Annotated in this window: 18 protein-coding genes, 1 tRNA gene and 1 pseudogene; 12 read left to right on the forward strand and 8 right to left on the reverse strand. The window is 66.0% G+C overall.

Features of this window, described 5'->3' with window-relative positions; translation table 11 throughout:
• Positions 1–17 precede the first annotated feature (17 nt).
• The 3 genes from GV368_RS03315 to GV368_RS03325 are packed head-to-tail and all read right to left on the reverse strand — an operon-like array spanning position 18 to position 3,082.
• On the reverse strand, positions 18–1,571 hold the full coding sequence (locus GV368_RS03315; protein WP_142803977.1) for a DHA2 family efflux MFS transporter permease subunit: 1,554 nt from the start codon (positions 1,569–1,571) through the stop codon (positions 18–20).
• Positions 1,558–2,661 carry an HlyD family secretion protein gene (locus tag GV368_RS03320; RefSeq protein ID WP_142803976.1) on the reverse strand — a complete coding sequence of 368 codons (1,104 nt, stop codon included), beginning with the start codon at positions 2,659–2,661 and terminating at the stop codon, positions 1,558–1,560. Before GV368_RS03320 ends, GV368_RS03315 begins: the two co-directional genes overlap by 14 nt.
• The gene (locus tag GV368_RS03325) at positions 2,654–3,082 is read right to left on the reverse strand and encodes a MarR family winged helix-turn-helix transcriptional regulator (RefSeq protein WP_169115433.1); all 429 of its coding nucleotides are present in this window, start codon (positions 3,080–3,082) and stop codon (positions 2,654–2,656) included. The genes GV368_RS03320 and GV368_RS03325 overlap by 8 nt, the downstream gene beginning before the upstream one ends.
• A gap of 234 nt (positions 3,083–3,316) precedes the next feature.
• On the opposite strand from GV368_RS03325, the gene metX reads away from it, so the two are divergent.
• Positions 3,317–4,444, forward strand: coding sequence for a homoserine O-succinyltransferase MetX (metX, locus tag GV368_RS03330; protein ID WP_142809632.1), 1,128 nt, complete (start codon positions 3,317–3,319; stop codon positions 4,442–4,444).
• Positions 4,445–4,446: 2 nt separating this feature from the next.
• The gene (gene metW / locus GV368_RS03335; RefSeq protein WP_142803973.1) at positions 4,447–5,076 is read left to right on the forward strand and encodes a methionine biosynthesis protein MetW; all 630 of its coding nucleotides are present in this window, start codon (positions 4,447–4,449) and stop codon (positions 5,074–5,076) included.
• Positions 5,077–5,085: 9 nt separating this feature from the next.
• Here metW and GV368_RS03340 read toward each other — a convergent pair whose 3' ends face one another.
• On the reverse strand, positions 5,086–5,403 hold the full coding sequence (locus GV368_RS03340; protein ID WP_169115435.1) for a hypothetical protein: 318 nt from the start codon (positions 5,401–5,403) through the stop codon (positions 5,086–5,088).
• Between the two features lie 140 nt (positions 5,404–5,543).
• On the opposite strand from GV368_RS03340, the gene fdhD reads away from it, so the two are divergent.
• Positions 5,544–6,380, forward strand: coding sequence for a formate dehydrogenase accessory sulfurtransferase FdhD (gene fdhD / locus GV368_RS03345; protein ID WP_169115437.1), 837 nt, complete (start codon positions 5,544–5,546; stop codon positions 6,378–6,380).
• Here the strand turns inward: fdhD and GV368_RS03350 are convergent.
• Positions 6,370–7,356, reverse strand: a complete 987-nt coding sequence (locus tag GV368_RS03350; RefSeq protein WP_169115439.1) for a zinc-dependent alcohol dehydrogenase family protein — start codon at positions 7,354–7,356, stop codon at positions 6,370–6,372. The genes fdhD and GV368_RS03350 overlap by 11 nt on opposite strands.
• Positions 7,357–7,588: 232 nt before the next feature.
• Between GV368_RS03350 and fdnG the strand changes: the two genes are divergently transcribed.
• From fdnG to GV368_RS11245, 9 genes and pseudogenes are all read left to right on the forward strand, one after another.
• Positions 7,589–10,657, forward strand: coding sequence for a formate dehydrogenase-N subunit alpha (fdnG, locus tag GV368_RS03355; RefSeq protein ID WP_169115441.1), 3,069 nt, complete (start codon positions 7,589–7,591; stop codon positions 10,655–10,657).
• Positions 10,658–10,667: 10 nt separating this feature from the next.
• Complete coding sequence (gene fdxH / locus GV368_RS03360; RefSeq protein WP_142803968.1) at positions 10,668–11,567, forward strand: formate dehydrogenase subunit beta; 900 nt, start codon at positions 10,668–10,670, stop codon at positions 11,565–11,567.
• A complete protein-coding gene (locus tag GV368_RS03365) occupies positions 11,560–12,195 on the forward strand; it encodes a formate dehydrogenase subunit gamma (protein WP_142803967.1) in 636 nt (211 codons plus the stop codon). The genes fdxH and GV368_RS03365 overlap by 8 nt, the downstream gene beginning before the upstream one ends.
• An 11-nt stretch (positions 12,196–12,206) precedes the next feature.
• Positions 12,207–13,118 (forward strand): formate dehydrogenase accessory protein FdhE, encoded by a 912-nt coding sequence (gene fdhE / locus GV368_RS03370; RefSeq protein WP_169115443.1) that lies wholly within the window; start codon positions 12,207–12,209, stop codon positions 13,116–13,118.
• A complete protein-coding gene (gene selA / locus GV368_RS03375) occupies positions 13,115–14,536 on the forward strand; it encodes an L-seryl-tRNA(Sec) selenium transferase (RefSeq protein WP_169115445.1) in 1,422 nt (473 codons plus the stop codon). The genes fdhE and selA overlap by 4 nt, the downstream gene beginning before the upstream one ends.
• Positions 14,533–16,458 carry a selenocysteine-specific translation elongation factor gene (gene selB, locus GV368_RS03380; RefSeq protein ID WP_169115447.1) on the forward strand — a complete coding sequence of 642 codons (1,926 nt, stop codon included), beginning with the start codon at positions 14,533–14,535 and terminating at the stop codon, positions 16,456–16,458. The genes selA and selB overlap by 4 nt, the downstream gene beginning before the upstream one ends.
• Positions 16,459–16,529: 71 nt before the next feature.
• A tRNA-Sec gene (locus tag GV368_RS03385) sits at positions 16,530–16,625 on the forward strand.
• Positions 16,626–16,644: 19 nt separating this feature from the next.
• Positions 16,645–17,781 (forward strand): MlaE family ABC transporter permease, encoded by a 1,137-nt coding sequence (locus tag GV368_RS03390; protein ID WP_169115449.1) that lies wholly within the window; start codon positions 16,645–16,647, stop codon positions 17,779–17,781.
• Positions 17,778–18,245: pseudogene (locus tag GV368_RS11245) on the forward strand (ABC transporter ATP-binding protein); the annotation flags it as partial. The gene GV368_RS03390 and the pseudogene GV368_RS11245, both read left to right, overlap by 4 nt.
• 315 nt (positions 18,246–18,560) lie before the next feature.
• On the opposite strand, the gene gabD reads toward GV368_RS11245, so the two are convergent.
• From gabD to GV368_RS03410, 3 genes are all read right to left on the reverse strand, one after another.
• Positions 18,561–20,012: an NADP-dependent succinate-semialdehyde dehydrogenase gene (gene gabD, locus GV368_RS03400; RefSeq protein ID WP_194240879.1), complete on the reverse strand. Its 1,452-nt coding sequence runs from the start codon at positions 20,010–20,012 to the stop codon at positions 18,561–18,563.
• Positions 20,013–20,032: 20 nt separating this feature from the next.
• Positions 20,033–21,310, reverse strand: a complete 1,278-nt coding sequence (locus tag GV368_RS03405; RefSeq protein ID WP_142803959.1) for a Glu/Leu/Phe/Val family dehydrogenase — start codon at positions 21,308–21,310, stop codon at positions 20,033–20,035.
• Positions 21,311–21,647: 337 nt separating this feature from the next.
• Positions 21,648–22,871 (reverse strand): CaiB/BaiF CoA transferase family protein, encoded by a 1,224-nt coding sequence (locus tag GV368_RS03410; protein WP_142803958.1) that lies wholly within the window; start codon positions 22,869–22,871, stop codon positions 21,648–21,650.
• Positions 22,872–22,880: the final 9 nt, after the last annotated feature.

Consider the following 22,880-nt stretch of genomic DNA (forward strand, 5'->3'; position numbering starts at 1 on the left):
GGCATTGCATGGGCGTTTCAGCGGCGGCCTTTCATCAAATAACCGGGCAACAGGGAGAGCAGGAAGACGATGCCGACGAGGGCGAACCCGTCGCTGTAAGCCATGCTCTGGGCTTTGGCCGCGAGCACCTTGTCGAGAAAGTTCAAGGCGCCGCCCGCCTGATAGGCATGGGAGGGCGGAACGCCGGCGACGGCGTGAATCTGCTCGAGCATCTGGATCACGTAGCGCGTCGTGCCGTTGGCCTCGGTCTGGGTGGCGGTCAGGGCGGCGGAATGGAAAGCGAAACGGATTTCGACGGCCGCCGACAAGAGGCTCACGCCGAAAGCGCCGCCCAGCTGACGCATGAAGTTGATGGTACCCGTGCCTTGCGCGAGCAGCTCCGGCGGCAACGCCGACAGCGCCCCGGCGTTCAAGGCCGGCATCATCACCCCGAGCCCGACGCGTCCCAGCAGCACCATCAGCGCCATGTCCCAGAAGGAGACGTCGACGTCGATTTCATAGAGCAGGAGGTTCGAAATCCCGAAGAGGAAGAGGCCGGCGCACACCAGCCAGTAGGCGGGTAAGCGGTCGGTGAGCCGGCCGGCGATAGGGAAAACGAGACCGAGGATGAGTCCGGCGGGCATCAGCAGGAGTCCCGAGCGCGTCGGCGTATAGCCCTGCACGGTCTGCAGGAAGAGCGGAACGAGGTAGGTCGACCCGTACAGCCCCGCCCCATAGAGGAAGGCGACGAGCGAGGCGGCACTGTAGCGACCGAACGAGAAAACGCGCAGGCTCACCAGAGGTTCGGCGCGACGCGCGAGCCAGGCGACGAAAGCGAGGAAAAAGGCCACGCTCAGCGTTGCCGTACCGACGATGACATCAGAATCCCATCCTTCGCGTTGTCCATTGGCGAGCGCATAGAGGGAAGTGACGAGGAAGGCGGTGAGCAGCACGAAGCCGAAGGCATCGAAACTGCGGCGCTTGACGCCGCTCAGTCGGGTAGGCAGGAAGACGGTGCCCAACAGCATGCCCACGAAAGAGGTGGGCAGGCCCATGTAGAAGACGTAGCGCCAGTCGTAGTTGTCGATGAGCCAGCCGCCCAGCACGGGGCCGATCGCCGGGGCGAGCACCACGCCGATGCCGTAGATGCCCATGGCGGTACCGCGTTCTTCCGGCGGAAAGACGCGGAAGATCATGATCATCGCCAGCGGCTGGATGATGCCGGCCGCGACCCCCTGGGCGACGCGGGCGAAGGTGAGCACGTTCTCGTTGGGAGCGAGTCCGCCGAGCACCGAGGCGGCGGCGAAGAGCGCCATCGAACCGACGAAAGTGGCGCGGATGCCGATCGCGTCGTTGAGCCAGGCGTTGATGAGCATGGAGGCGGTCATCGCCGCGAGGAACCCGGTCGACATCCATTGCGCCTGGTCCTGGCCGATGCCGAAAGCGCCCATGATGTCGGGTAGCGCCACGTTGACGATGGTCGAGGAGAGCACGACCGTGATCGTGCCCATGAGCGTGGTCGTGATGACGAGCCAGCGATAGGCCGACCCAAACCGTTCGAAGAAACCGGAAAGTTCGTCAGTGGCGGACATCGATCGAGATGACGGCCATCATGCCGGGCTTGAGGAGTCCGTCTTCCTGCTTCACGCGGATGCGTACCGGGATGCGCTGGGTGATCTTGGTGAAGTTGCCCGAAGGATTGGGGTTGGGCAAGAGCTGAAAGGCGCTGGTGGCGGCGTTGCCGATGAGCCAGACTTCGCCGTGGAAGACCCGGCCGGGCAGCGCGTCGACCGTCACGTCCACCGCTTGACCGGGGCGCACGTCGGCGATCTTGGTCTCCTTGATGTTGGCTTCCACCCAGACATTGTCGGGATCGTGGATGAGCATCACGCGCTGGCTCGCCGCGACATAATCACCCACGTTGGCGAAAGTGCGGTCGACTACGCCATCGACGGGGGCGGTGAGGATGAGGTCTTCGAGATCGAGCCGGGCGAGGTCGAGTTCGGCGCGTACTTGATCGCGATGCACGTTCGCCTGTTCGTGCTGCCGCTCGAGCGAGCCGAGCAAGGCGTCGGCTTGGGCCTTGGCGAGCCGTGCCTTGGCTGCGTCGAGCTGGGCCCGGGCGCTGGCTTCGTTCTGTGTGGCGATTTTGTAGGCGTTCTCGGCGTGTTCGGCCTGCTGCTCGGGAACGGCGCGCAGTTTTACCAGGGCCGCGTTGCGCCGATAGTCGCTCTCAGCGTTGCTGCGCTCGATCTGTGCCGCCTTGAGCGCCTCTTCGGCCGTCTTCACACCGCTGTCGGCTTCTTGTACGGCGGCTCGGGTCACGGCACGCCGTTCGGCGAGCAGGCTCTCCAAGCGTTCGATTTCCTTTTCGGTGGCAGCCAGCGCCGCTTCTTGCGCGCGGACCTTCAAGTGGGAGGGCTCACGATAGAGCACCGCCAGTACTTGACCTTTGCGGATGAGATCGCCTTCCATCACGGGGCGTTCGACCAGCCAGCCCGCCAAGCGTGGGGCGATGGTGATCATTTCGGCCGCCACGCGAGCGTCGGTCTCTTTGATGTGGGTGAGGCGGTAGTGGACGATGCTGGCGATCCACGCGAGCAGGACGAGCGAGACGAGGATCAACAGCACGCGACGCAGCCGGGGATGCCCGGCAAAGACGGATTTGACGCGGTCAATCATGGAGGTTCTCGAGCTTCTGGCGCAGCTGCGATAGCACCTTGGCGGCGATGGCGACGCACTCCGGCTCGATGCCTTCGAGCAACTGCTCGCGCAGCTCCTGGGCGATCACGGCGACTTCATGCTGCAGCGCCTTGGCCTTGGCAGTGGGGACGACACGCTTGGCGCGTCGATCGCCGGGGACGTCTTGCCGCTCGACCCAGCCGTTGGCCTGCAGACGGTCGAGCAGGCGCACGAGCGTAGAGCCTTCGATGCCGACTTTGCGCGCGAGCACGGTCTGCGTCATGCCTTCGTCGGGCAGCTTGATCAGCACCAGCCATTGCGATTGCGACAGGCCCAGATGGCGCAGACGCCGGTCGAGCTCGGCCCGCCAGTAGCGGGCGACTTCGTGCAGCAGAACGCCGAAATTGTTGGTAGTGTTCATCGTAATTATTGGCTAGCTAACAAGGTTCATTATAATGATCGTGATGCCGCAGTGTCAAACCATGCTGCGTCAGCGTCGTGCGCTCACCTTGACATCGCCCGGGGGGCGCGCTATGGTTCGATCCACATGGCGCCGATTTGAGCCTCAGCTTGCGGGCGCCTTACAAATGCAGCTAAAGCGGGATCGCCCGGCGCCCGCATGTCGCTGGGCTTTTTCGTCTACGGGAGCCGCCGCATGAAGCATCCTCGTTCCGTGGGGTTCGTCGAGGCGCAAAAAGCGCATTTCGACGAACCGCTACCACTCAAGGCCGGAAGGGTCCTGCCGCAGTACGACCTGGTCTATGAAACCTACGGGACGCTGAATGCCGCGCGCAGCAACGCCGTGCTCGTGTGCCATGCGCTGTCGGGTTCGCACCACGTCGCCGGGGTCTATCGTGACGACCCGCACAACGTCGGCTGGTGGGACAACCTCGTCGGACCGGGCAAGCCGCTCGACACCGAGAAATTCTTCGTCATCGGGGTGAACAATCTCGGAGGCTGTTTCGGCTCGACCGGGCCGGTGTCGATCAATCCGGCCACCGGCAAACCCTGGGGGGCGGACTTTCCCTTCGTGACGGTGGAGGATTGGGTCAATGCCCAAGCGCGGCTCGCCGATCGGCTGGGTATCGAGCGCTTCGCCGCGGTGATCGGGGGGTCGCTCGGCGGCATGCAGGCGCTCTCCTGGTCGCTGCAGCATCCCGAGCGCGTGCGCCACGTGCTGGCGATCGCCACCGCGCCCAAGCTCTCGGCGCAGAACATCGCCTTCAACGAGGTGGCGCGCCAGGCCATCCTCTCGGACCCCGATTTCCACGGCGGCAACTACTACGAGCACGGCGTGGTGCCCAAGCAGGGATTGAGACTGGCGCGTATGATCGGGCACATCACCTACCTTTCCGACGACGCCATGGCCGAGAAATTCGGACGTGCTTTGCGCCATGGGATCACCCGCTATTCGTACGACACCGAATTCGAAATCGAATCTTATCTACGCTATCAAGGGGACAAGTTCGCCCGGTTCTTCGATGCGAATACCTATCTCCTCACCACGCGGGCGTTGGACTACTACGATCCGGCGGCCGACTACGGCGGCGATCTGGCGGCGGCCCTCGCGCGCGCCGAGGCGGCCTTCCTCGTGGTGGCGTTTACCACCGACTGGCGCTTCTCGCCGGCGCGTAGCCGCGAGATCGTCTCGGCCCTGGTGCACTCGGGAAAAGACGTGTGTTACGCCGAGATCGACAGCAAGGCCGGGCACGATTCCTTCCTGCTGGAGCATCCGCGCTACCATGCGGTGCTGCGCGCTTATTTCAATCGGATCGAGGTGTGACCATGGCGACTTCCGACCGCGAAACCGTGCACCGTGCGCCGACGCTGCGCCCCGACCTGCTGGCGCTCACCGAATGGATCGCGCCGGGCGAGCGCGTGCTCGACCTGGGCTGCGGCGACGGGGTGCTGCTGCGCCATCTCATCGACACCAAGGGGGTGGTGGGTTACGGCATCGAGAACGATCCGGCCCGTATCGTCGCCTGCATCGAGCGTGGCATCAACGTCATCCAAAGCGACCTCGACGAGGGGCTCGCCGACCTGCAGGACGGGCATTTCGACCACGTCATCATGAGCCAGGCGCTGCAGGCCATGCACAATACCCAAGGCATCTTGCGGGAGATGTTGCGTGTGGGGCGTGAGGCGATCGTGAGCTTTCCCAACTTCGCGTTTTGGAAACACCGCAAGAGCATCCTCGAGGGACGCATGCCCGTGTCGGAGAGCCTGCCGCACCAGTGGTTCAATACGCCCAACGTGCGTTTCTTCACCGTGGCCGATTTCACCACCTTGTGCGGCTTGCTCGACATCGAAGTGCGCGAGTGGCGCGGCTTCGACGATCAGGGCCGACCGGTGCAGGAAGATCTGAATTTTCTTGCCGCCCTGGCGATTGCCCGAATCGGCCGCGCCGCACCTTGAGCGGGTGCATCACCCCACGGTGAAATTCTCGACGTCGATGCGCGAGACAGGGCGATCGAGCAGGCGCGCCACGACCTGCGCGAAGGTCTGGGACCATTCTCCGCCTTCGGCAAAGCGTGCTTCACCCGCGCATTTGGCGAGGTTGAGAATCAGGTCGACCACGAGCACCTTGCCCATCGGGTTGGGTTGATCGCACTCGAGCGCTTCCATTTCACGCACCAGCCATTCTTTGGCGACGTTGCGATCGAGCGCTTCGACGGCCTCCGAATTGGTGTAGAACTCGTATTCCCGACCGGGCCCGAAGACTACTTTGACGACGTGGGACATGGGAACTCCTCCTATTGCGATGATGAAAAATATTTGAAGATGTCTTCGCTCGTTTGCGCATTGTAGACGATAGCCGCTGCGGGGTGCAGAAGAAGGACGGTGTAATGGTTCGGCAAAGGGGGGGGAGGGAATAAAAGCGCATGGTAAATGACGAACGCGGTACGGCAGAGGGAGTGCGAATCCATGAGGCGGTGTTTCGCGTGCACGACGCTCGGCTCGAGCATTTCCCCGAGCAAGACGTGCTCGCCGAGGAAACGCCGGTGGCGCTCGAATACAACGGGATCGCCTATGCGACGATGCTCGCCACGCCTGCCGACCTGGAAGACTTCGCCTTGGGATTCTCGCTCACCGAGGGGATCGTCGAGGCGCCGGCCGAGCTCTACGAGCTCGAACTCGAATCGAATCAGGCGGGCGTGATCGTGCGGCTGGAGATCGCCAGCGAGCGCTTCGTGCACCTCAAAGCGCGGCGACGTGTCTTGAGTGGGCGCACGGGTTGCGGCCTGTGCGGCATCGAGTCGCTCACCGAGGCGGTGCGGCCGGTGCCGCGCGTGCCGCAGGGCGGGGTCGTACCGCTTGCGGCCGTGCTCTCGGCCATGCATGCCCTACGCGCACGTCAACCCTTGCATGGGGCCACCGGTGCGACCCATGCGGCGGCGCTTGCCGCGGCCGATGGCGCGCTCTTGGTGGTGCGCGAGGACGTGGGTCGGCACAACGCGCTCGACAAGGCGATCGGAGCGGCGGCGCGCGCCGGGTTGCTCCGCCCGGGGGGCGCGGCGATCGCGCTGATGTCGAGCCGAGCGAGTTTCGAGCTGGTGCAGAAAGCGGCGGTGGCCGGCATCGGCGTGCTCGCGGCGGTGTCCGCGCCCACGGCCTTGGCGGTGCGCTTGGCCGAGGAGGCGGGCATCACGCTGCTGGGCTTCGTGCGCGGCCGAGAGGCGACGGTCTATAGCCGGGTGGATCATCTGGTTACGGAATGAGCACCGCTGCGCCATTCACGCGACCCGCGCGCAAGTCGGCGATGGCTTCGTTGGCCGCCGTCAGGGGATAGCAGGTGACGGCCGGATGCAGCGGCACTTCGGCGGCGAGCTGCATGAAGGCTTCACCATCGGCCCGTGTGAGATTAGCTACCGAGGTGAGCGTGCGCTCTTCCCACAGCCAGCGGTAGGGAAAGGAGGGGATGTCGCTCATGTGGATGCCGCCGCACACCACCGTGCCGCCTTTGTCGGTAGCGCGCAGCGCCTGCGGTACGAGCTCGCCCACAGGTGCGAAGATGAGCGCGGCATCGAGCGGTTCGGGCGGCAGTTCGTCCGAACCTCCGGCCCAGCATGCACCCAGACGGCGGGCGAATTCCTGGGCGGCGACGTCCCCGGGGCGGGTGAAGGCGTAGATGCGCTTGCCTTGGTGAATGGCCACCTGGGCGATGAGGTGCGCCGCCGCACCGAAACCGTAGATACCGACGCGTTCGGGATTCGCACCCGCCTTGGCGTAGGTACGCCAGCCGATGAGCCCGGCGCACAGCAGAGGCGTGGCTTCGGCGTCGCCGTAGCGTTCGGGGATGGGAAAGCAGAAGCGGGCGTCGGCCAGCGTCTCCTCGGCAAAACCTCCGTCGCGCGTGTAGCCGGTGAAGACGGCCGATTCACACAGGTTCTCCTGCCCGCGCCGGCAGTAGCGGCAATGCCCGCAGGCGCCGCCGAGCCAAGGCACCCCCACGCGATCGCCCACGCGAAAGCGCGTCACTCCAGCGCCCACTTCGAGCACGCGCCCGACGATCTCATGGCCGAGCACGAGCGGCAGCTTGGGGTGGGGCAGCTCGCCGTCGATCACGTGCAGGTCGGTGCGGCACACGGCACAGGCGAGCACTTTCAGCCGGATCTCACCAGGGCCGGGCCGAGGGGAAGGGCGCTCGACGCATTCGAGCGCCGCGCCGGGACGGGTGAGGAGCATCGCTTTCATCAGTGTTCTCTCAAGGCGACGAGATACTCAGTATAGGCCCGGGTCTCAGGGTTTTCCTTACTTGGCGCGGGGTTGACAGGGTCCGATCGATGCCCTACAAAGCGAAAATCGCGGCAGTGTCGATCGCGACTCGACCTTGGCGGACTTCCCTGGCGGGGCCGTTCGGGCGAGTAAAGGGGGCGGTACCCAAAACGGACCGCCGCGGGTAAAAAAACAACCCCAGGGGAGACCCATGAACGGGATGAACCGAAGGCAGTTCTTCAAGGTCAGCGCTGCCATGCTCTCGGGATCGAGCATGGCGGCGCTGGGTCTGGCGCCACAGGCGGCTCTGGCCGAAGTGCGCCAATACAAGCTCGCGCGCATGACCGAGACGCGCAACACCTGTCCCTACTGCTCGGTGGGATGCGGAATCCTGATGTACGGCTTGGGTGATGGCGCGAAGAACGCCAAGGCCACCATCGTGCATATCGAGGGGGATGCCGACCATCCAGTTAATCGGGGCACGCTGTGCCCGAAAGGCGCCTCGCTCATCGATTTCATTCACAGCCCGAACCGTCTCAAGCAGCCGCAGTACCGTGCGCCGGGTTCGGACAAATGGCAGACGATCTCCTGGGACGAAGCCCTCGATCGCATCGCCGCGTTGATGAAAGCCGATCGCGACGCCAATTTCGTCGAAAAGACCGCCGAGGGCAAGACCGTCAATCGCTGGCTCACCACCGGCATGCTCGCAGCGTCGGCGTCCAGCAATGAAACCGCCTATCTGACGCACAAGGTCGTGCGCAGTTTGGGGATGCTCGCGTTCGACAACCAGGCGCGTGTCTGACACGGCCCGACGGTGGCAGGTCTTGCCCCGACGTTTGGCCGTGGAGCGATGACGAACCATTGGGTCGACATCAAGAACGCCGACATCATCCTCATCATGGGCGGTAACGCCGCCGAGGCGCACCCCTGTGGATTCAAATGGGTGACCGAAGCCAAGGCGCACCGTGGTGCCAAGCTCATCGTCGTCGATCCGCGCTTCACGCGTTCGGCTTCGGTGGCCGACGTCTATGCGCCGATCCGCACTGGCACCGACATCGTCTTCCTCGGTGGGGTGATTCGCTATCTGCTGGAAAAAGACCAGATCCAGCACGAATACGTGCGCAATTACACCGATCTGTCGTTCATCGTGCGGGAAGACTTCTCGTTCGAGAACGGCCTTTTCTCCGGCTATAACCCCGAAAAGCGCCGCTACGACAAATCGAGCTGGGACTATGAGCGCGGCGAGGACGGCTACGTCAAAACCGATCCCACCTTGCAGCATCCGCGCTGCGTCTATCAGCTCATGAAGCAGCACTATGCGCGCTACACGCCGGAAATGGTCGAGCGCGTCTGCGGTACGCCGCAGGCGAAATTCCTGCAGATCTGCGAGATGCTCGCCTCCACCGCGCCGGCCAACCGCGTCGCCACCATCCTCTATGCACTCGGCTGGGCGCAGCACTCGATCGGAGCGCAGATCATCCGTACGGCGGCGATGATGCAGTTGCTCTTGGGCAATATCGGCATGCCCGGCGGAGGGATCAACGCGCTGCGCGGGCACTCCAACATCCAAGGGCTCACCGACCTGGGGCTGATGTCCAACCTACTGCCCGGCTATCTCACGCTGCCCAACGAAGCCGAGCAGGAACTGCCGCAGTATCTGGCTGCACGCACGCTCAAGCCGCTGCGCCCCAACCAGATGAGCTACTGGCAGAACTATCCCAAGTTCTTCGTGAGCCTCATGAAAGCCTGGTGGGGGAAAGCCGCCACGGCCGAGAACAACTGGGCCTACGATTACCTGCCCAAGCTGGACAAGCCCTACGACTTGCTGCAAGTCATCGAGCTCATGGCACAGGGCAAGATGAACGGCTATATCTGCCAGGGGTTCAACCCGCTGGCGGCGGCGCCGAACAAGGTCAAGGTGCTGGAGGGGCTCGCCAAGCTCAAGTACCTGGTAGTGATGGATCCGCTGGCCACCGAGACCTCGGAATTCTGGCGCAACGTGGGCGAATCGAACCCCGTCGATCCCTCGAAGATCCAGACCGAGGTGTTCCGCTTGCCCACCACCTGTTTCGCCGAGGAAGACGGCTCGCTCGTCAATTCTGGGCGTTGGCTGCAATGGCACTGGAAGGGGGCGGAACCACCAGGCGAGGCGCGCAGCGACATCGAAATCATGGCCGAGCTCTTCCTGCGTATCCGCGAGCGCTACCGCCGCGAGGGCGGGGTCTTCCCCGACCCCATCCTCGATCTCTCGTGGCCCTACGTCAACGCAGCCCGTCCTACGCCCGAGGAGCTCGCCAAGGAGTACTCCGGCAAGGCCCTGGTCGATCTGCCCGACGCGAAGGATCCGACGAAGATCGTGCGTCGCGCCGGCGAGCAGCTCGCCGGGTTCGCCGAGTTGCGCGACGACGGCAGCACCGCCTGTGGCTGCTGGATCTTCGCAGGGTGCTGGGGGCCAAACGGGAACCTGATGGCGCGGCGCGACAACAGCGACCCCACCGGTATCGGCCAGACGCTCGGCTGGGCCTGGGCTTGGCCGGCGAACCGGCGCATCCTCTACAACCGTGCCTCGGCCGACCTGCAAGGGCGTCCGTTCGATCCGCAGCGCAAGCTCATCTACTGGAACGGGAGGGCCTGGACCGGAGCGGACGTGCCGGACTACAAGGCCGACGAGCCGCCCGAGACCGGCATGGGCCCCTTCATCATGAATCCCGAAGGGGTGGCGCGCTTCTTCGCCCGCGCCGGCATGGCCGAGGGACCGTTCCCCGAGCACTACGAGCCGTTCGAGACGCCGCTCGGCTACAACCCGTTGCATCCGAACACGCCGGCGGCCACCAGCAACCCGGCGGCTCGGGTGTTCGCGCGCGACCTCGCCGACATGGGCAAGGTGGAGGAATTTCCGCACGTGGCGACCACCTACCGGCTCACCGAGCACTTCCACTACTGGACGAAGCACGTGTTGCTCAACAACATCGTCCAACCGGAGCAGTTCGTCGAGATCGGCGAGGCGCTCGCCAAGGAGCTGGGCATCACCAATGGTCAGCAGGTCAAGGTCTCTTCCAAGCGCGGCTACATCAAGGCGGTCGCTTTGGTGACCAAGCGCATCCGACCGCTGACGATCGAGGGCAAGACGGTGCATCAGGTGGGTATCCCGATCCACTGGGGGTTTACCGGCCTCACCAAACCGGGATTTCTGGCGAACACGCTCACGCCGTCGGTGGGCGATGGCAACATCCAGACGCCGGAATTCAAGTCCTTCCTCGTGAAAGTGGAAAAGGCATAGGAGCGCAGCCATGGCATTGCAATCTCTCGACATCAAGCGGCGCTCCGCCACCACGTCGCCCACCCCTTCGGTGCGCGAGCCGAGCGTGGGCGCGGTGGCCAAGCTCATCGACGTCTCCAAGTGCATCGGCTGCAAGGCGTGCCAGACGGCGTGCATGGAGTGGAACGACCTGCGCGACGAGGTCGGTACCAACGTCGGGGTCTATGACAATCCGGCCGATCTCACCGAGCATTCGTGGACGGTGATGCGGTTTGCCGAATACGAGACTCCTCAAGGGGATCTCGAGTGGCTCATCCGCAAGGATGGCTGTATGCACTGCGAGGATCCGGGATGCCTGAAGGCATGCCCTTCGCCCGGGGCGATCGTGCAGTACGCCAACGGCATCGTGGATTTCCACCAGGAGCACTGTATCGGCTGCGGTTACTGCGTCACCGGCTGCCCCTTCAACGTACCGCGCATCTCGAAGAAGGACCACAAGGCGTACAAGTGCACCCTGTGTTCCGACCGTGTCGCCGTGGGGCAGGAGCCGGCCTGCGTCAAGACCTGTCCCACGGGCGCGATCGAGTTCGGCACGAAAGAGGTAATGACGGAGCACGCCCAGGCGCGCATCGCCGACCTCAAATCCCGCGGCTACGCCAACGCCGGGCTCTACGATCCCGCCGGCGTGGGCGGTACGCACGTGATGTACGTGCTGCACCATGCAGACCAGCCCACCCTCTACAGCGGGCTGCCGAAGGATCCGCAGATCAGCCCGGCCGTGTCGCTGTGGAAAGGGGTGGCCAAGCCCTTGAGCATGGCGGCGATGGCGCTCGCCGCCTTGGTCGGGTTTTTCCATTACATGCGCGTCGGTCCGGCCGAGACGAGCGAGGAAGACGAGCGCAACGCCGAGAAGGAGGTGTCCCATGAGTGAGACGGCCCGGCCGCGGACCCTACCGCGCTACAGCGCCAGCGAGCGCAGCAATCACTGGGTGGTGGCGATCACCTTCATCTTGCTCGCGCTCTCGGGTTTGGCTTTCTATCACCCGGCTTTTTTCTTCCTGAGCCATTTGCTCGGTGGCGGGTACTGGGCGAGGGTGCTGCATCCGTATATCGGGGTGGTGTTCTTCGTCTGTTTCGCTCTGCTCGCCCTGCGTCTGGCGCGGCACAACGCCTGGGAGGCGAAGGACGCACAGTGGTTGAAGCAGTTCCCAGACGTGCTCGCCAACCGCGAGGAGCGGCTGCCCGAGGTGGGGCGCTACAACGCCTTGCAAAAGCTTCTCTTCTACGTGCTGGTGTTGAGCGCGGTGGGGCTCTTTCTCTCAGGCATTGGATTGTGGCGTGAATGGTTCGCTTTTTCCGTAGGGACCGTGCGGTTGGCGGCGGTGGTGCATGCGCTGTGCGCTTTCGTGGCCATCACGTCCATCATCGTGCACATCTACGCGGCCATCTGGGTGAAGGGTTCGGTGCGCGCAATGACGCGGGGCGACGTGACCTGGGGCTGGGCCTGGCGGCATCATCGCGCCTGGTTCAGACAGATGGTCAAGGGTGCCAACAAGTAAGGGAGAACGGCTTGCAACGCATATTGTTACGCGGTGAGATCGAGGGGCTGGAGCGCAACGCCTTGCCGCGGCTGCGCCTGCCCTCACGCCAGGTATTCGCCGAGCGCGCGGCGCGCCTGCGTCATCTGGCCGAGGGGAATTCCCTGGGGGAATATCTCGCCTTGATGGCGAAACTCGCCCAGGCCCAGCACGAGGCGCTCGGCGCTTTCACCGCGCCCTTGCCCGACGAGAATCGACTCTCGCTCGCGCGCACGCACGGCATGCCGCCGCTTCCCTGCGAGGGACCGATCGAGGGCCTGTGGCGCGAGGCGCTGCGGGCGGTGCTTACGGCCTTGTCGACCCAAGAGCTCAGGGAGGCACCGCGGGCGACGGTGGCGCGACTCGAGCAAGCGCTCACTGCCGAGCCGCAGCGGCTCGATGCGCTCGTCCAGGCGCTCCTTGCCGGGGAAGAACCGGGGGACGTGGGCGCAGCGCCTTTTCTCATGGCGGCGCTGCAGGTGTATTGGACCGAGCGGGCGAGCCGCCTGCCGCCGGCGGCGGTGCCGGCCGCGGTGCCCTCGCGTGTCTGCCCCGTGTGCGGCAGCCTGCCGGTGGCGAGTATCGTGCGCGTGGGGGCGGCGAGCGACGGTCTGCGCTATTTGCACTGCGGCCTGTGCGCAAGTGAGTGGCACATGGTGCGCGTCAAGTGCAGCCACTGCGAGGACACCCGCTCGGTGGCTTATCACCACCTCGAAGGGGGTTCCGAGGCGATCAAGGCCGAATCTTGCGATGCCTGCCACAGCTATCGTAAGATTTTCTACCAGGAGAAAGATCTGGAGGTGGATGCGGTGGCCGACGATCTCGCCAGTTTCGCGCTCGACGTGTTGATGGGAGAGGCCGGGTACGTGCGCGCGAGCGCCAATCCCTTGCTGTGGTTCGCGTGACGAAGGTTCGTGCTGAATCTGCCGCGGCGAGCGACATCCCTTCGCTCGAACGGCTGCTGGCTTCGCCCGCCTTCGCCGCCCTGCTCGCGGCCCACGGCCGCACGCGGGTGCTGGCCGTTTCCCGCGCACATCTGGCAACGCTGCGGGTGCGGGCGCAGGAGGGTGCGCTTGCCCTCGATGCGCTGCGACCCGAGGCGATCGCCGCCTGTGTGCAGGAGACTCTGCAGGCGCAGGATAGGCCGCGTCTGCGCACCGTCTTCAACCTCACCGGGACGGTACTGCACACCAATCTCGGACGGGCGATTCTCGCCGACGAGGCGGTGCGCGCCGTGGTACAGGCGATGACGGCCCCGGCGGCGCTGGAATTCGACCTCGAGGGGGGCGGTCGGGGCGACCGCGATACGCTGGTGGAAGAACTCGTGCGCGAGCTCACCGGCGCCGAGGCAGCCACCGTGGTCAACAACAATGCCGCGGCGGTGCTGCTCGCCCTCGATGCGCTCGCCAAGCGGCGCGAAGTGGTGGTTTCGCGTGGAGAGCTGGTGGAGATCGGCGGCGCTTTCCGCATTCCCGACATCATGAAACGCGCCGGCGCCCGCCTCGTCGAGGTGGGCACCACCAACCGTACCCATCCCCACGACTATGCCGAAGCGATCGGACCGCGTACGGCGATGCTGCTGAAAGTGCATTGCAGCAACTATGCCATTACGGGCTTCACCAAGAGCGTCCCGGTGGCCGAGGCGGCGGAGATCGCGCACGCCCACGGCTTGCCGCTGGGGGTCGATCTGGGCAGCGGTACCCTCGTCGATCTCGCCGCCTGGGGGCTGCCGGCAGAGCCGACAGTGCGCGAAACCGTCGCCGCTGGCGCCGATCTGGTCACTTTCAGCGGCGACAAGCTGCTGGGTGGCCCTCAGACCGGTTTCCTCGTCGGGCGAGCGGATCTGATCCGCCGCATCAAGAAGGATCCGCTCAAACGAGCGCTGCGGGTGGGCAAGCTCACCCTGGCGGCGTTGGAGGCGACGTTGCGGCTCTACCGTGAGCCGGAGTTTCTCGCCGAACGTCTGCCGACGCTGCGGCTCCTCACGCGTCCCGCTTCGGCCATGGCCGCTCAGGCGGCGCGCTTGCGCGAGCCGGTCCAACGGGCCCTGGGCGAGGGATTCGTCGTCAGCGAGGCTGCCATGGCGAGCCAGATCGGCAGCGGGGCGTTGCCGGTGGAGCGCCTGCCCAGTCACGGCCTGGTGATTCGCCCGGTGGGCAAGCGTGCGGGGCGTTCCTTGTCGCGGCTCGAGGCGGCGCTGCGTGCGCTGCCGCGCCCGGTGCTCGGGCGCGTGGCCGACGAGGCGCTGTGGTGGGACCTGCGCTGTCTGGGCGAGGCCGACGAGGCCGCCTTCCTCACCCAATTGGCGGAATTGCGGCCATGATCGTCGGCACGGCGGGGCACATCGACCACGGCAAGACGACGCTGGTCAAGGCGCTCACCGGCGTCGACACCGACCGGCTCGCCGAGGAGAAGGCACGCGGCATCACCATCGAGTTGGGTTATGCCTATCTGCCGCTCGACGACGGGGAAGTACTCGGTTTCATCGACGTGCCCGGTCATGAGCGCTTGGTGCATACCATGGCCGCGGGGGCGAGCGGCATCGACTTCGCGCTCTTGGTGGTGGCCGCCGACGATGGGGTGATGCCGCAGACGCGCGAGCACCTTGCCATCCTCGGCTGGCTGGGCGTGACGCGCGGGGCGGTCGCGCTCACCAAGGCCGATCGCGTCGATGCCTCGCGCCTGACGCAGGTTCGGGACGAAATCGCTGCGCTCATCGCCGGCACCTTTCTCGAAGGGGCGCCGGTCTTCGCCGTGCGGGCGCAGGAGCCGGGAGACGAGGGCACGGCGGCGCTGCGCGCGCATCTGGAACGCGAGGCGAGGAGCGTCGCCGCGCGCCGTCGCGAGGGATTCTTTCGTTTGGCGGTCGACCGCGCGTTTACGCTCGCCGGCGTGGGCACGGTGGTGACCGGTACGGTCCATGGGGGATGCTACGCCTTGGGCGGATCCGAGGAACTGCGGCTCATGCCGGCAAATCTGCCGGTGCGCGTGCGCAGCATCCATGCCCAGAACCGACCGAGCGAGCGCGCCGCGGCCGGCGAGCGTTGTGCCCTGAATCTACCGGGCGTGGCGAAGGAGGCCATTTCGCGCGGCGACTGGATCGCGGATGCACGCTGTTTCTTGCCCACGCGCCATCTCGACGTGGAACTCGCGCTCGCCGCGGACGCACCGGCGCTCGGCGTGCGCACGCCGGTGCATGTCCACCTCGGTGCGGCGCACCGGCTCGCGTACGTCGTGCCGCTCGAAGGCGATCTCCTGTCATCCGGTGGACGGGGGCTGGTGCAGCTGGTTTTCGAGGCGCCGCTGTGTGCCGCCCCGGGTGATCGCTTCATCGTCCGCAACGCCCAGGCGAACCGCACCCTGGGCGGCGGCCGTGTGCTCGACCCTTATGCGCCTGAGCGCAAGCGGCGTTCGCCGCGGCGCCGAGCCTGGCTCGAGGCGATCACGCGCTTGCTCGAAGGCGAGGGGCTCGGACCGCTACTGGCTCAGGCGCCCTATGGCGTGGACGAGGCGCTGCTGGAGCGGCTACTCGCGGCGCCGATCTCGGCGGCGGTGCTGCCGCCCGAGGCGCTGCGGGTGCAGGGCGCTCGAGGCGCGGCCTGGATTCTGCCCGAGCACTGGGAGGCGCTCGCCGATCGGGTGCTCGCCGTGCTCGCGCGCCAGCACGAACGCGTGCCCGACGACCCCGGCGTGGACACGCAGCGCCTGCGCCGCATGGTCGACGCGCTCATTCCCGAGCCGCTGTGGCAGGGGGTGCTCGACGCGCTGGCGAGCCAAGGCAAGGTGGCGCGCAGCGGCCCCTGGTGGCACCTGCCAGGGCATGCCGCCAGGCTCGCACCCGAAGAGGAGGCGCTCGCGGCGCGGCTCCTCGCCCGGCTCGAAGCGGGCGGCTTCGATCCGCCTTGGGTGCGAGATCTGGCGCGCGCGGAAGGAGTGCCGGAGGAGACGGTGCGCACCCTGCTGCGCAAGCTCGCACGCCGCGGCGAGGCGGCGCAGGTGGTCAGGGATCTCTTCTACGCCCCCCGGCGGGTGCGAGAGCTCGCGGCGATCGCCGCCGAGCTCGCCGCGGCCGAGGGGGGCGTGCAAGCGGCGCGTTTTCGCGACGCCACGGGGCTGGGGCGCAAGCGGGCGGTGCAGATCCTGGAATTCTTCGATCGCATCGGCTACACCCGCCGGGTGCAGCGCCGCGGCCAGGATGCGCACCTGTTGCGCGGCGAGTCGACGGCGCCATTTTCCGAGATCTGAGATTCTAGCGGGGTGCGACCTGATGTACCCGGTTGCCGTCGCGCTGTAATCGGTACAATAAGCTTTGGAAAGGAAGGCATCCGTGTCCGGTGGCACGGCCGGGCTTCAAACCCGGTTGGGGGCGTCCGACGCTCCCAGGTAGGTTCGACTCCTGCTGCCTTCCGCCATCTCGCGTATCATAGCCCCATGGACGAGATCACTGATTCTGCCGGTGCCCACGTACGTTGGACGAACGAGCCGCCAAGCCTCGTTCTCGACGGGTCGTGGACGGCGGCCGGGGTGAAGGCCGACGCACTCCTCAAAGCGGTCGCGCAGGCGCTGGATGCTCTGCCCGCGGGGCCGGTTCGCCTCGAGGTAGCACCAGGGGCCGAGCTCGACACCGTGGGAGCCCTGGTGGTGGAACACGTCGCTGCCCTGGCTGAGTCCAAGGGGCGCGTGCTGGATCATTCGTCTCTGCCGGAGGTATGGCGGGCAACGCTCGCCCTCATCGACCGCGTGGCTCAGCGTACGCCGCCGCCCGCGCCCGCGCCTTTTTCTGGCTTCGCTTCCATCGGCAAGTCTGCCATCGACGTCGTCCGTCATTTTTTTGCGTTGCTTGCGTTCATCGGCGAGGTCACGGTCCACTTTCTGCCTTTGCTCGTGCGTCCTTGGCGCATCCGCTGGCGCGAGGTGATCGTGGAGCTGGAGGCAGCCGGCGTGCGGGCGGTGCCCATCGTGGCGCTGCTCTCCTTTCTCATCGGCGTGGTGCTCGCCTACCAGGCGGGCGTGACGCTCGATCGCTTCGGGGCCAACGTCTTCATCGCCGACATGATCGGCGTCGTCGTATTGCGCGAAATGGGGCCGTTGATCGCGGCGATCATCGTGGCCGGTCGCACCGGCTCGAGCTATGCCGCCCAGCTCGGATCGATGCGCGTCACCCAGGAGATCGACGCGCTGCGCTCGCTGGCCCTGCCGCCGGCTGAGATGTTGGTGATTCCGCGCTTCGTGGCCCTGGCGATCGCCCTGCCACTGCTCACGACGCTAGCCAACGCCGCTGGACTCTTCGGCGGGATGGTGGTGGCTACGGGCGGGTTCGGGCTGGATTGGAGCGTCGGGCTACAGCGCTTGGGCCGGCTCGGGCATGCGCACTACTGGGTGGGTTTGGCGAAAACGCCGGTGTTCGCCATGGCGATCGCCCTCATCGGCTGCCAAGCGGGCATGAGCGTGCGTGGCTCGGCGCTCGAAGTGGGGCGGGCGACCACCTCCAGCGTGGTGCAATCCATCTTCTGGGTGATCGTGCTCGATGCGATCTTCTCCATCGTCTTTCGGCGGCTGGGGCTATGAGCGAGGGAAGCGAAGAGACGCCCGCGATCGAGGTACATGGCCTGTGCAACCGCTTCGGCAAACACGTGGTCCACGAGGGGCTCGACCTGGTCGTGCCGCGCGGCAAGGTGGTCTCGCTCGTCGGGGGCAGCGGCAGCGGCAAGACGGTGCTCCTCAACAACCTCATCATGCTCACGCGCCCGGCGACGGGGTCCATCCGACTCCTGGGGCGGGACGTGGCCTCTCTCGGGCGCGCGGAGCGTATCCGGCTGCAGCTGCGCCTGGGGGTTATGTTCCAGCAGGGGGCGCTCTTCACCTCCCTCACGGTATTGGAGAACGTGATGCTGCCGCTTGCCGAACATACCCGCTTGCCCCTACGGCTGCGCGAGGAACTGGCCATGCTCAAAATCCAGCTTGCAGGGTTGGACGCGGACGCGGTGCATCGCCATCCGCGAGAACTCTCCGGCGGCATGACCAAGCGCGCGGCGCTCGCCCGGGCGCTCGCGCTCGATCCCGAGATTCTCTTTCTCGACGAGCCGACCTCGGGGCTCGATCCGGTGAGCGCCCGGGCATTCGACCGGCTCGTGTTGGAGTTGCGCGATGCCCTGGGCGTGACGATCTTCCAGATCACGCACGATCTCGACTCGATCTTCGGCGCGAGCGACCTCGTCGTCTTCCTCGCCCGAAAGAAGGTATTGGCCGTGGGGACGGCCGAGGAGCGGCCCAGCGGCCGGAGCCGGAGCTGCGGGCGTACTTCTCGGCGCGGGCGGGGGGGTGAGCCGCCGCGCGCCGCGGCACCATCAGATGCCGCCGATGCACATGTACTTGATCTCTATATATTCCTCGATGCCGTATTTGGAGCCCTCGCGCCCGATACCGGAGGCTTTCATGCCGCCAAATGGGGCGACTTCGGTCGAGATGAGACCGGTGTTGATGCCGACGATGCCGTATTCGAGCGCTCCGCCCACGCGCCAGACGCGGCTCGAGGATTCGGTGTAGAAGTAAGCGGCTAGCCCATACTCGGTATCGTTGGCCATGCGAATGGCTTCTTCCTCGGTGTGGAAACGGAAGAGCGGCGCTACCGGACCGAAGGTCTCCTCGCGTGCGACTTTCATCTCGGGCGTGACGTCGGCGAGGATGGTCGGCTCGAAAAAGGTCCCGCCCAGGGGATGGCGCTTGCCGCCAAGCACGATGCGTGCCCCTTTGCTCACGGCGTCGGCGATGTGCTCCTCGACCTTGCGCACGGCGTTCTCGTCGATCAGGGGCCCCTGGTTGGTGCCTTCGGCGAGCCCCGGGCCGACCTTGAGCCGGGAGACGGCCTCGGCGAGCTTGGTGGCGAAACGCTCATAGACGCCGTCTTGCACGAGCAGACGGTTCGCGCACACGCAGGTCTGGCCCGTGTTGCGGTATTTCGAGGCGAGAGCCCCCTGCACGGCGGCGTCGAGATCGGCATCGTCGAAGACGATGAATGGCGCATTGCCACCGAGCTCGAGCGAAAGTTTTTTCAGGGTGGGGGCGCACTGCGCCATGAGTTTGATGCCGATCTCGGTGGAGCCGGTAAACGAGAGCTTGCGCACGGTGGGATTGGCGGTGAGCTCACCGCCGATGGCCGTGGCCGAACCGGTGACGACGTTGAACACGCCTGCCGGTACGCCGGCTCGTTCGGCGAGCACCGCCAGCGCCAGGGCCGAGTACGGGGTTTGGCTCGCGGGCTTGAGCACCATGGGGCAGCCGGCGGCGAGTGCCGGCCCAGCCTTGCGGGTGATCATGGCAGAGGGGAAATTCCAGGGGGTGATCGCGCCGCACACACCGATCGGCTCCTTGGTGACGACGATGCGCTTGTCGGTCTGATGCGGCGGAATGACGTCACCGTAGATGCGCTTGCCCTCTTCGGCGAACCACTCGATGAAGGAAGCGGCATAGAGCACTTCGCCGCGTGCCTCGGTCAAAGGTTTGCCCTGCTCCGAGGTCATGATCAGGGCCAAGTCTTCCTGGTTTTCGACGATGAGGTCGAACCAGCGGCGCAGGATGCGGGCGCGCGCCCCGGCGGTGAGGGCGCGCCAGGCCGGCCAGGCGGCGTTGGCCGCCTCGATCGCGCGGCGCGTCTCGGTAGCGCCCATCTTGGGCACGGTACCGAGCACGCTGCCATCGGCGGGGTTGCGTACGGTGAGCACGGCACCGTCGTCGGCATCGACCCAGCGCCCGTCGATGTAGGCTTGGGTACGGAAGAGGGAAGGGTCTTTGAGATTCATGAGGATTACCTTCAGTGCAGTTAGGGATAAATGCCGCGCAGCTGCCGTGCCTCGAGCACGCGCCGGCAGGCGAGGATATAGGCGGCGGTGCGCAGCGTCACGCGGTGTTCTTGCGCGGCTTTCCATACGGCCTCGAAGGCTTCGCTGAGGATGCGCTCGAGCCGTTCGTTGATCTCCTGCTCGGTCCAGAAGAAACTGGAGAAATCCTGCACCCACTCGAAATAGCTCACCGTGACCCCGCCGGCATTGGTGAGTACGTCGGGCACGATGGTCACCCCGCGGGAGGTGAGGATGTCGTCGGCTTCGGGCGTGGTGGGGCCGTTGGCGCCTTCGAGGATGAGCCGCGCCTTGATGTCCATGGCGTTGTGCCGGTCGATCTGGCCTTCGAGGGCGGCCGGAACGAGGATGTCCGTTTCGACCGACCAGAGGTCTTCGTTCGCGATCGTCGTGGCCCCCGGGAACCGCCCCAGGGTACCCCCGCCGTCGAGCCAGTGCTGCAGGGCGTCGAGGTCGATGCCGTCACCGTTGTGGATCGTGCCGGTGACGTCTTGCAGGGCGACGATTTTTGCGCCGGCCGAGGCGAAACAACGGGCGGCGGTAGCCCCGACGTTGCCGTAGCCCTGGATGGTGACACGAGCGCCAGCCAGATCCAGGCCGAGTTTGCGCGCCGCGCTGCGCCCGACGATGAAGACGCCGCGACCGGTGGCTTCGCGCCGGCCCAGGCTGCCACCGAGGCTGACCGGCTTGCCGGTGACCACACCCATCACCGTCCGCCCCTGGTTGATGGAGTAGGTATCCATCATCCAGGCCATGATCTGCTCGTTGGTGTTGACGTCCGGCGCAGGGATGTCCTTGTCCGGGCCGATGAGTACGCCGATCTCGCTGGTGTAGCGGCGAGTGAGGCGCTCCAGTTCACCCCGGGTCAGGGTGCGGGGATCGACCCGTACCCCTCCCTTGGCTCCCCCGAAAGGAAGACCGATCACGGCGTTCTTGATCGTCATCCAGCCGGCGAGCGCCATCACCTCGGAGAGCGTGACGTCCTGGTGATAGCGCACCCCGCCCTTGCCGGGCCCGCGCGAGGTGTTGTGGTGGACGCGGTAGCCTTCGAAGTGCCGGATCGAACCGTCGTCCATCTTCACCGGGATGTCGACGATGAGGATACGCTTGGGTCGTTTGAGGGTTTCGATCCAGTAGCCCAGTTCGCCGAGGTGAGGGTGCACGCGGTCGACCTGTTCGAGGAAGACTTCCCAAGGGCCGAGGTGGGAGCGATCGAGGTAGGAGGGGAGGGAGTTCGTCATGATGGTTCCTCGTGAGAACGGGGCGCAAACCAGTCCTTGTGGGATTTTGGTGCCTACTGCGGAGCGTTAGTCGGATGCTCCGAATGAGCGACTGCGCGACTGCATGGCGGCATTTTCCAGGGCTCACATGCGTGCTTACCCATATGATATTGAATTTGCATACGGCACTCGAGGCGCCCGGCCCGGCGGTAAACGCCAAGGAGGGTTTTGCGCGGCGCCCCTTCCGTGTGAATGGTGTTTCTGTTGCGGTAGCTTTTCTGCTTCGCCCTTGCGTTCGTGAAGTCGCGGTCGCATCAGTGTAGGTAATGGGAGCAAAAATTGCAAAGCCGCTCGCCGTTCACACGATGCCTTTGGCCTGCAGCGACGATATTTCGGCCTCGTCCATCCCGAGCACCTCGCGCAGCACTTCGGCGGTGTGCTCACCCAGGAGCGGTGGAGCACCGCGGTAGGCTGGGGGCGTGGCCGACAGGCGCATGGGGTTGGCGACCTGGGGTACCTCGCCCAGCCGCTCGTGGGGCAGGCGCAGCGCCATGCCGCGGGCGCGTACCTGGGGGTCGGCGAAGACCCGGGAGAGGGGATTGATGGGGCCGCAGGGGACTCCGGCCCGCTCCAGGGCGGCGATCCAGGCATCGGTGCTGCGCGTGCGGGTGAGCTCCTGCAGGCGCGGGATGAGCTCGGCGCGGTGGGCGACGCGCGCCGGGTTGGTGGCATAGCGCGGGTCGGCGGCGAGCTCCGGCACCCCTGCTTCGGCACAGAAACGGGCGAATTGACCATCGTTGCCGATCGCCAGGATCATCCAGCCGTCGGCGGTGGGGAAATCCTGGTAGGGGACGATGTTGGGGTGGGCGTTGCCCAGCCGGGGAGGATCCTGGCTGGTGGTGAGGTAGTTGAGCGCCTGGTTGGCGAGGCAGGCGACCTGCACGTCGAGGAGTGCCATGTCGATGTATTGGCCGCGGCCGCTGCGTTCGCGCCAGGCAAGCGCGGCGAGGATGGCATTGGCGGCGTAGAGGCCGGTGAGGATGTCGGTGAGCGCCACGCCCACCTTCATCGGCCCGCCGCCGGGTTCGTGGTCGGGCCGGCCCGTGATGCTCATGAGGCCGCCCATGCCCTGGATGAGGAAATCGTATCCCGCCCGGGGCGCATAGGGACCGGTCTGGCCGAAACCGGTGATGGAGCAATACACGAGCCGGGGGTTGCGCGCCGAGAGGTTGGCGTAATCCAGGCCGTAGCGCGCCAGCGTCCCCACCTTGAAATTTTCGATGACGACGTCGGCCTCTTCGACCAGGCGCCGTATGATCTCCTGGCCTTCGGGGCGGGTGAGATCGACGGTGAGCGAGCGTTTGTTGCGGTTCGCGCACAGGAAGTAGGCGGCTACTTTTTCCTCGTCTTCACCGGTTCCCTTCCACCACGGCGGCCCCCAGGTACGGGTGTCGTCGCCGCTGCCGGGCTTTTCGATCTTGATGACGTCGGCACCCAGATCGGCGAGCAGCTGGCTCGCCCAGGGGCCGGCCAGCACGCGCGAGAGATCGAGTACGCGCAGGTGGGAGAGGGCCAGGTCCATCGTCGCGAT

It is taken from the genome of Tepidiphilus baoligensis (genome assembly GCF_012911495.1).
In the GTDB taxonomy this organism is placed as follows: Bacteria; Pseudomonadota; Gammaproteobacteria; order Burkholderiales; family Rhodocyclaceae; genus Tepidiphilus; species Tepidiphilus olei.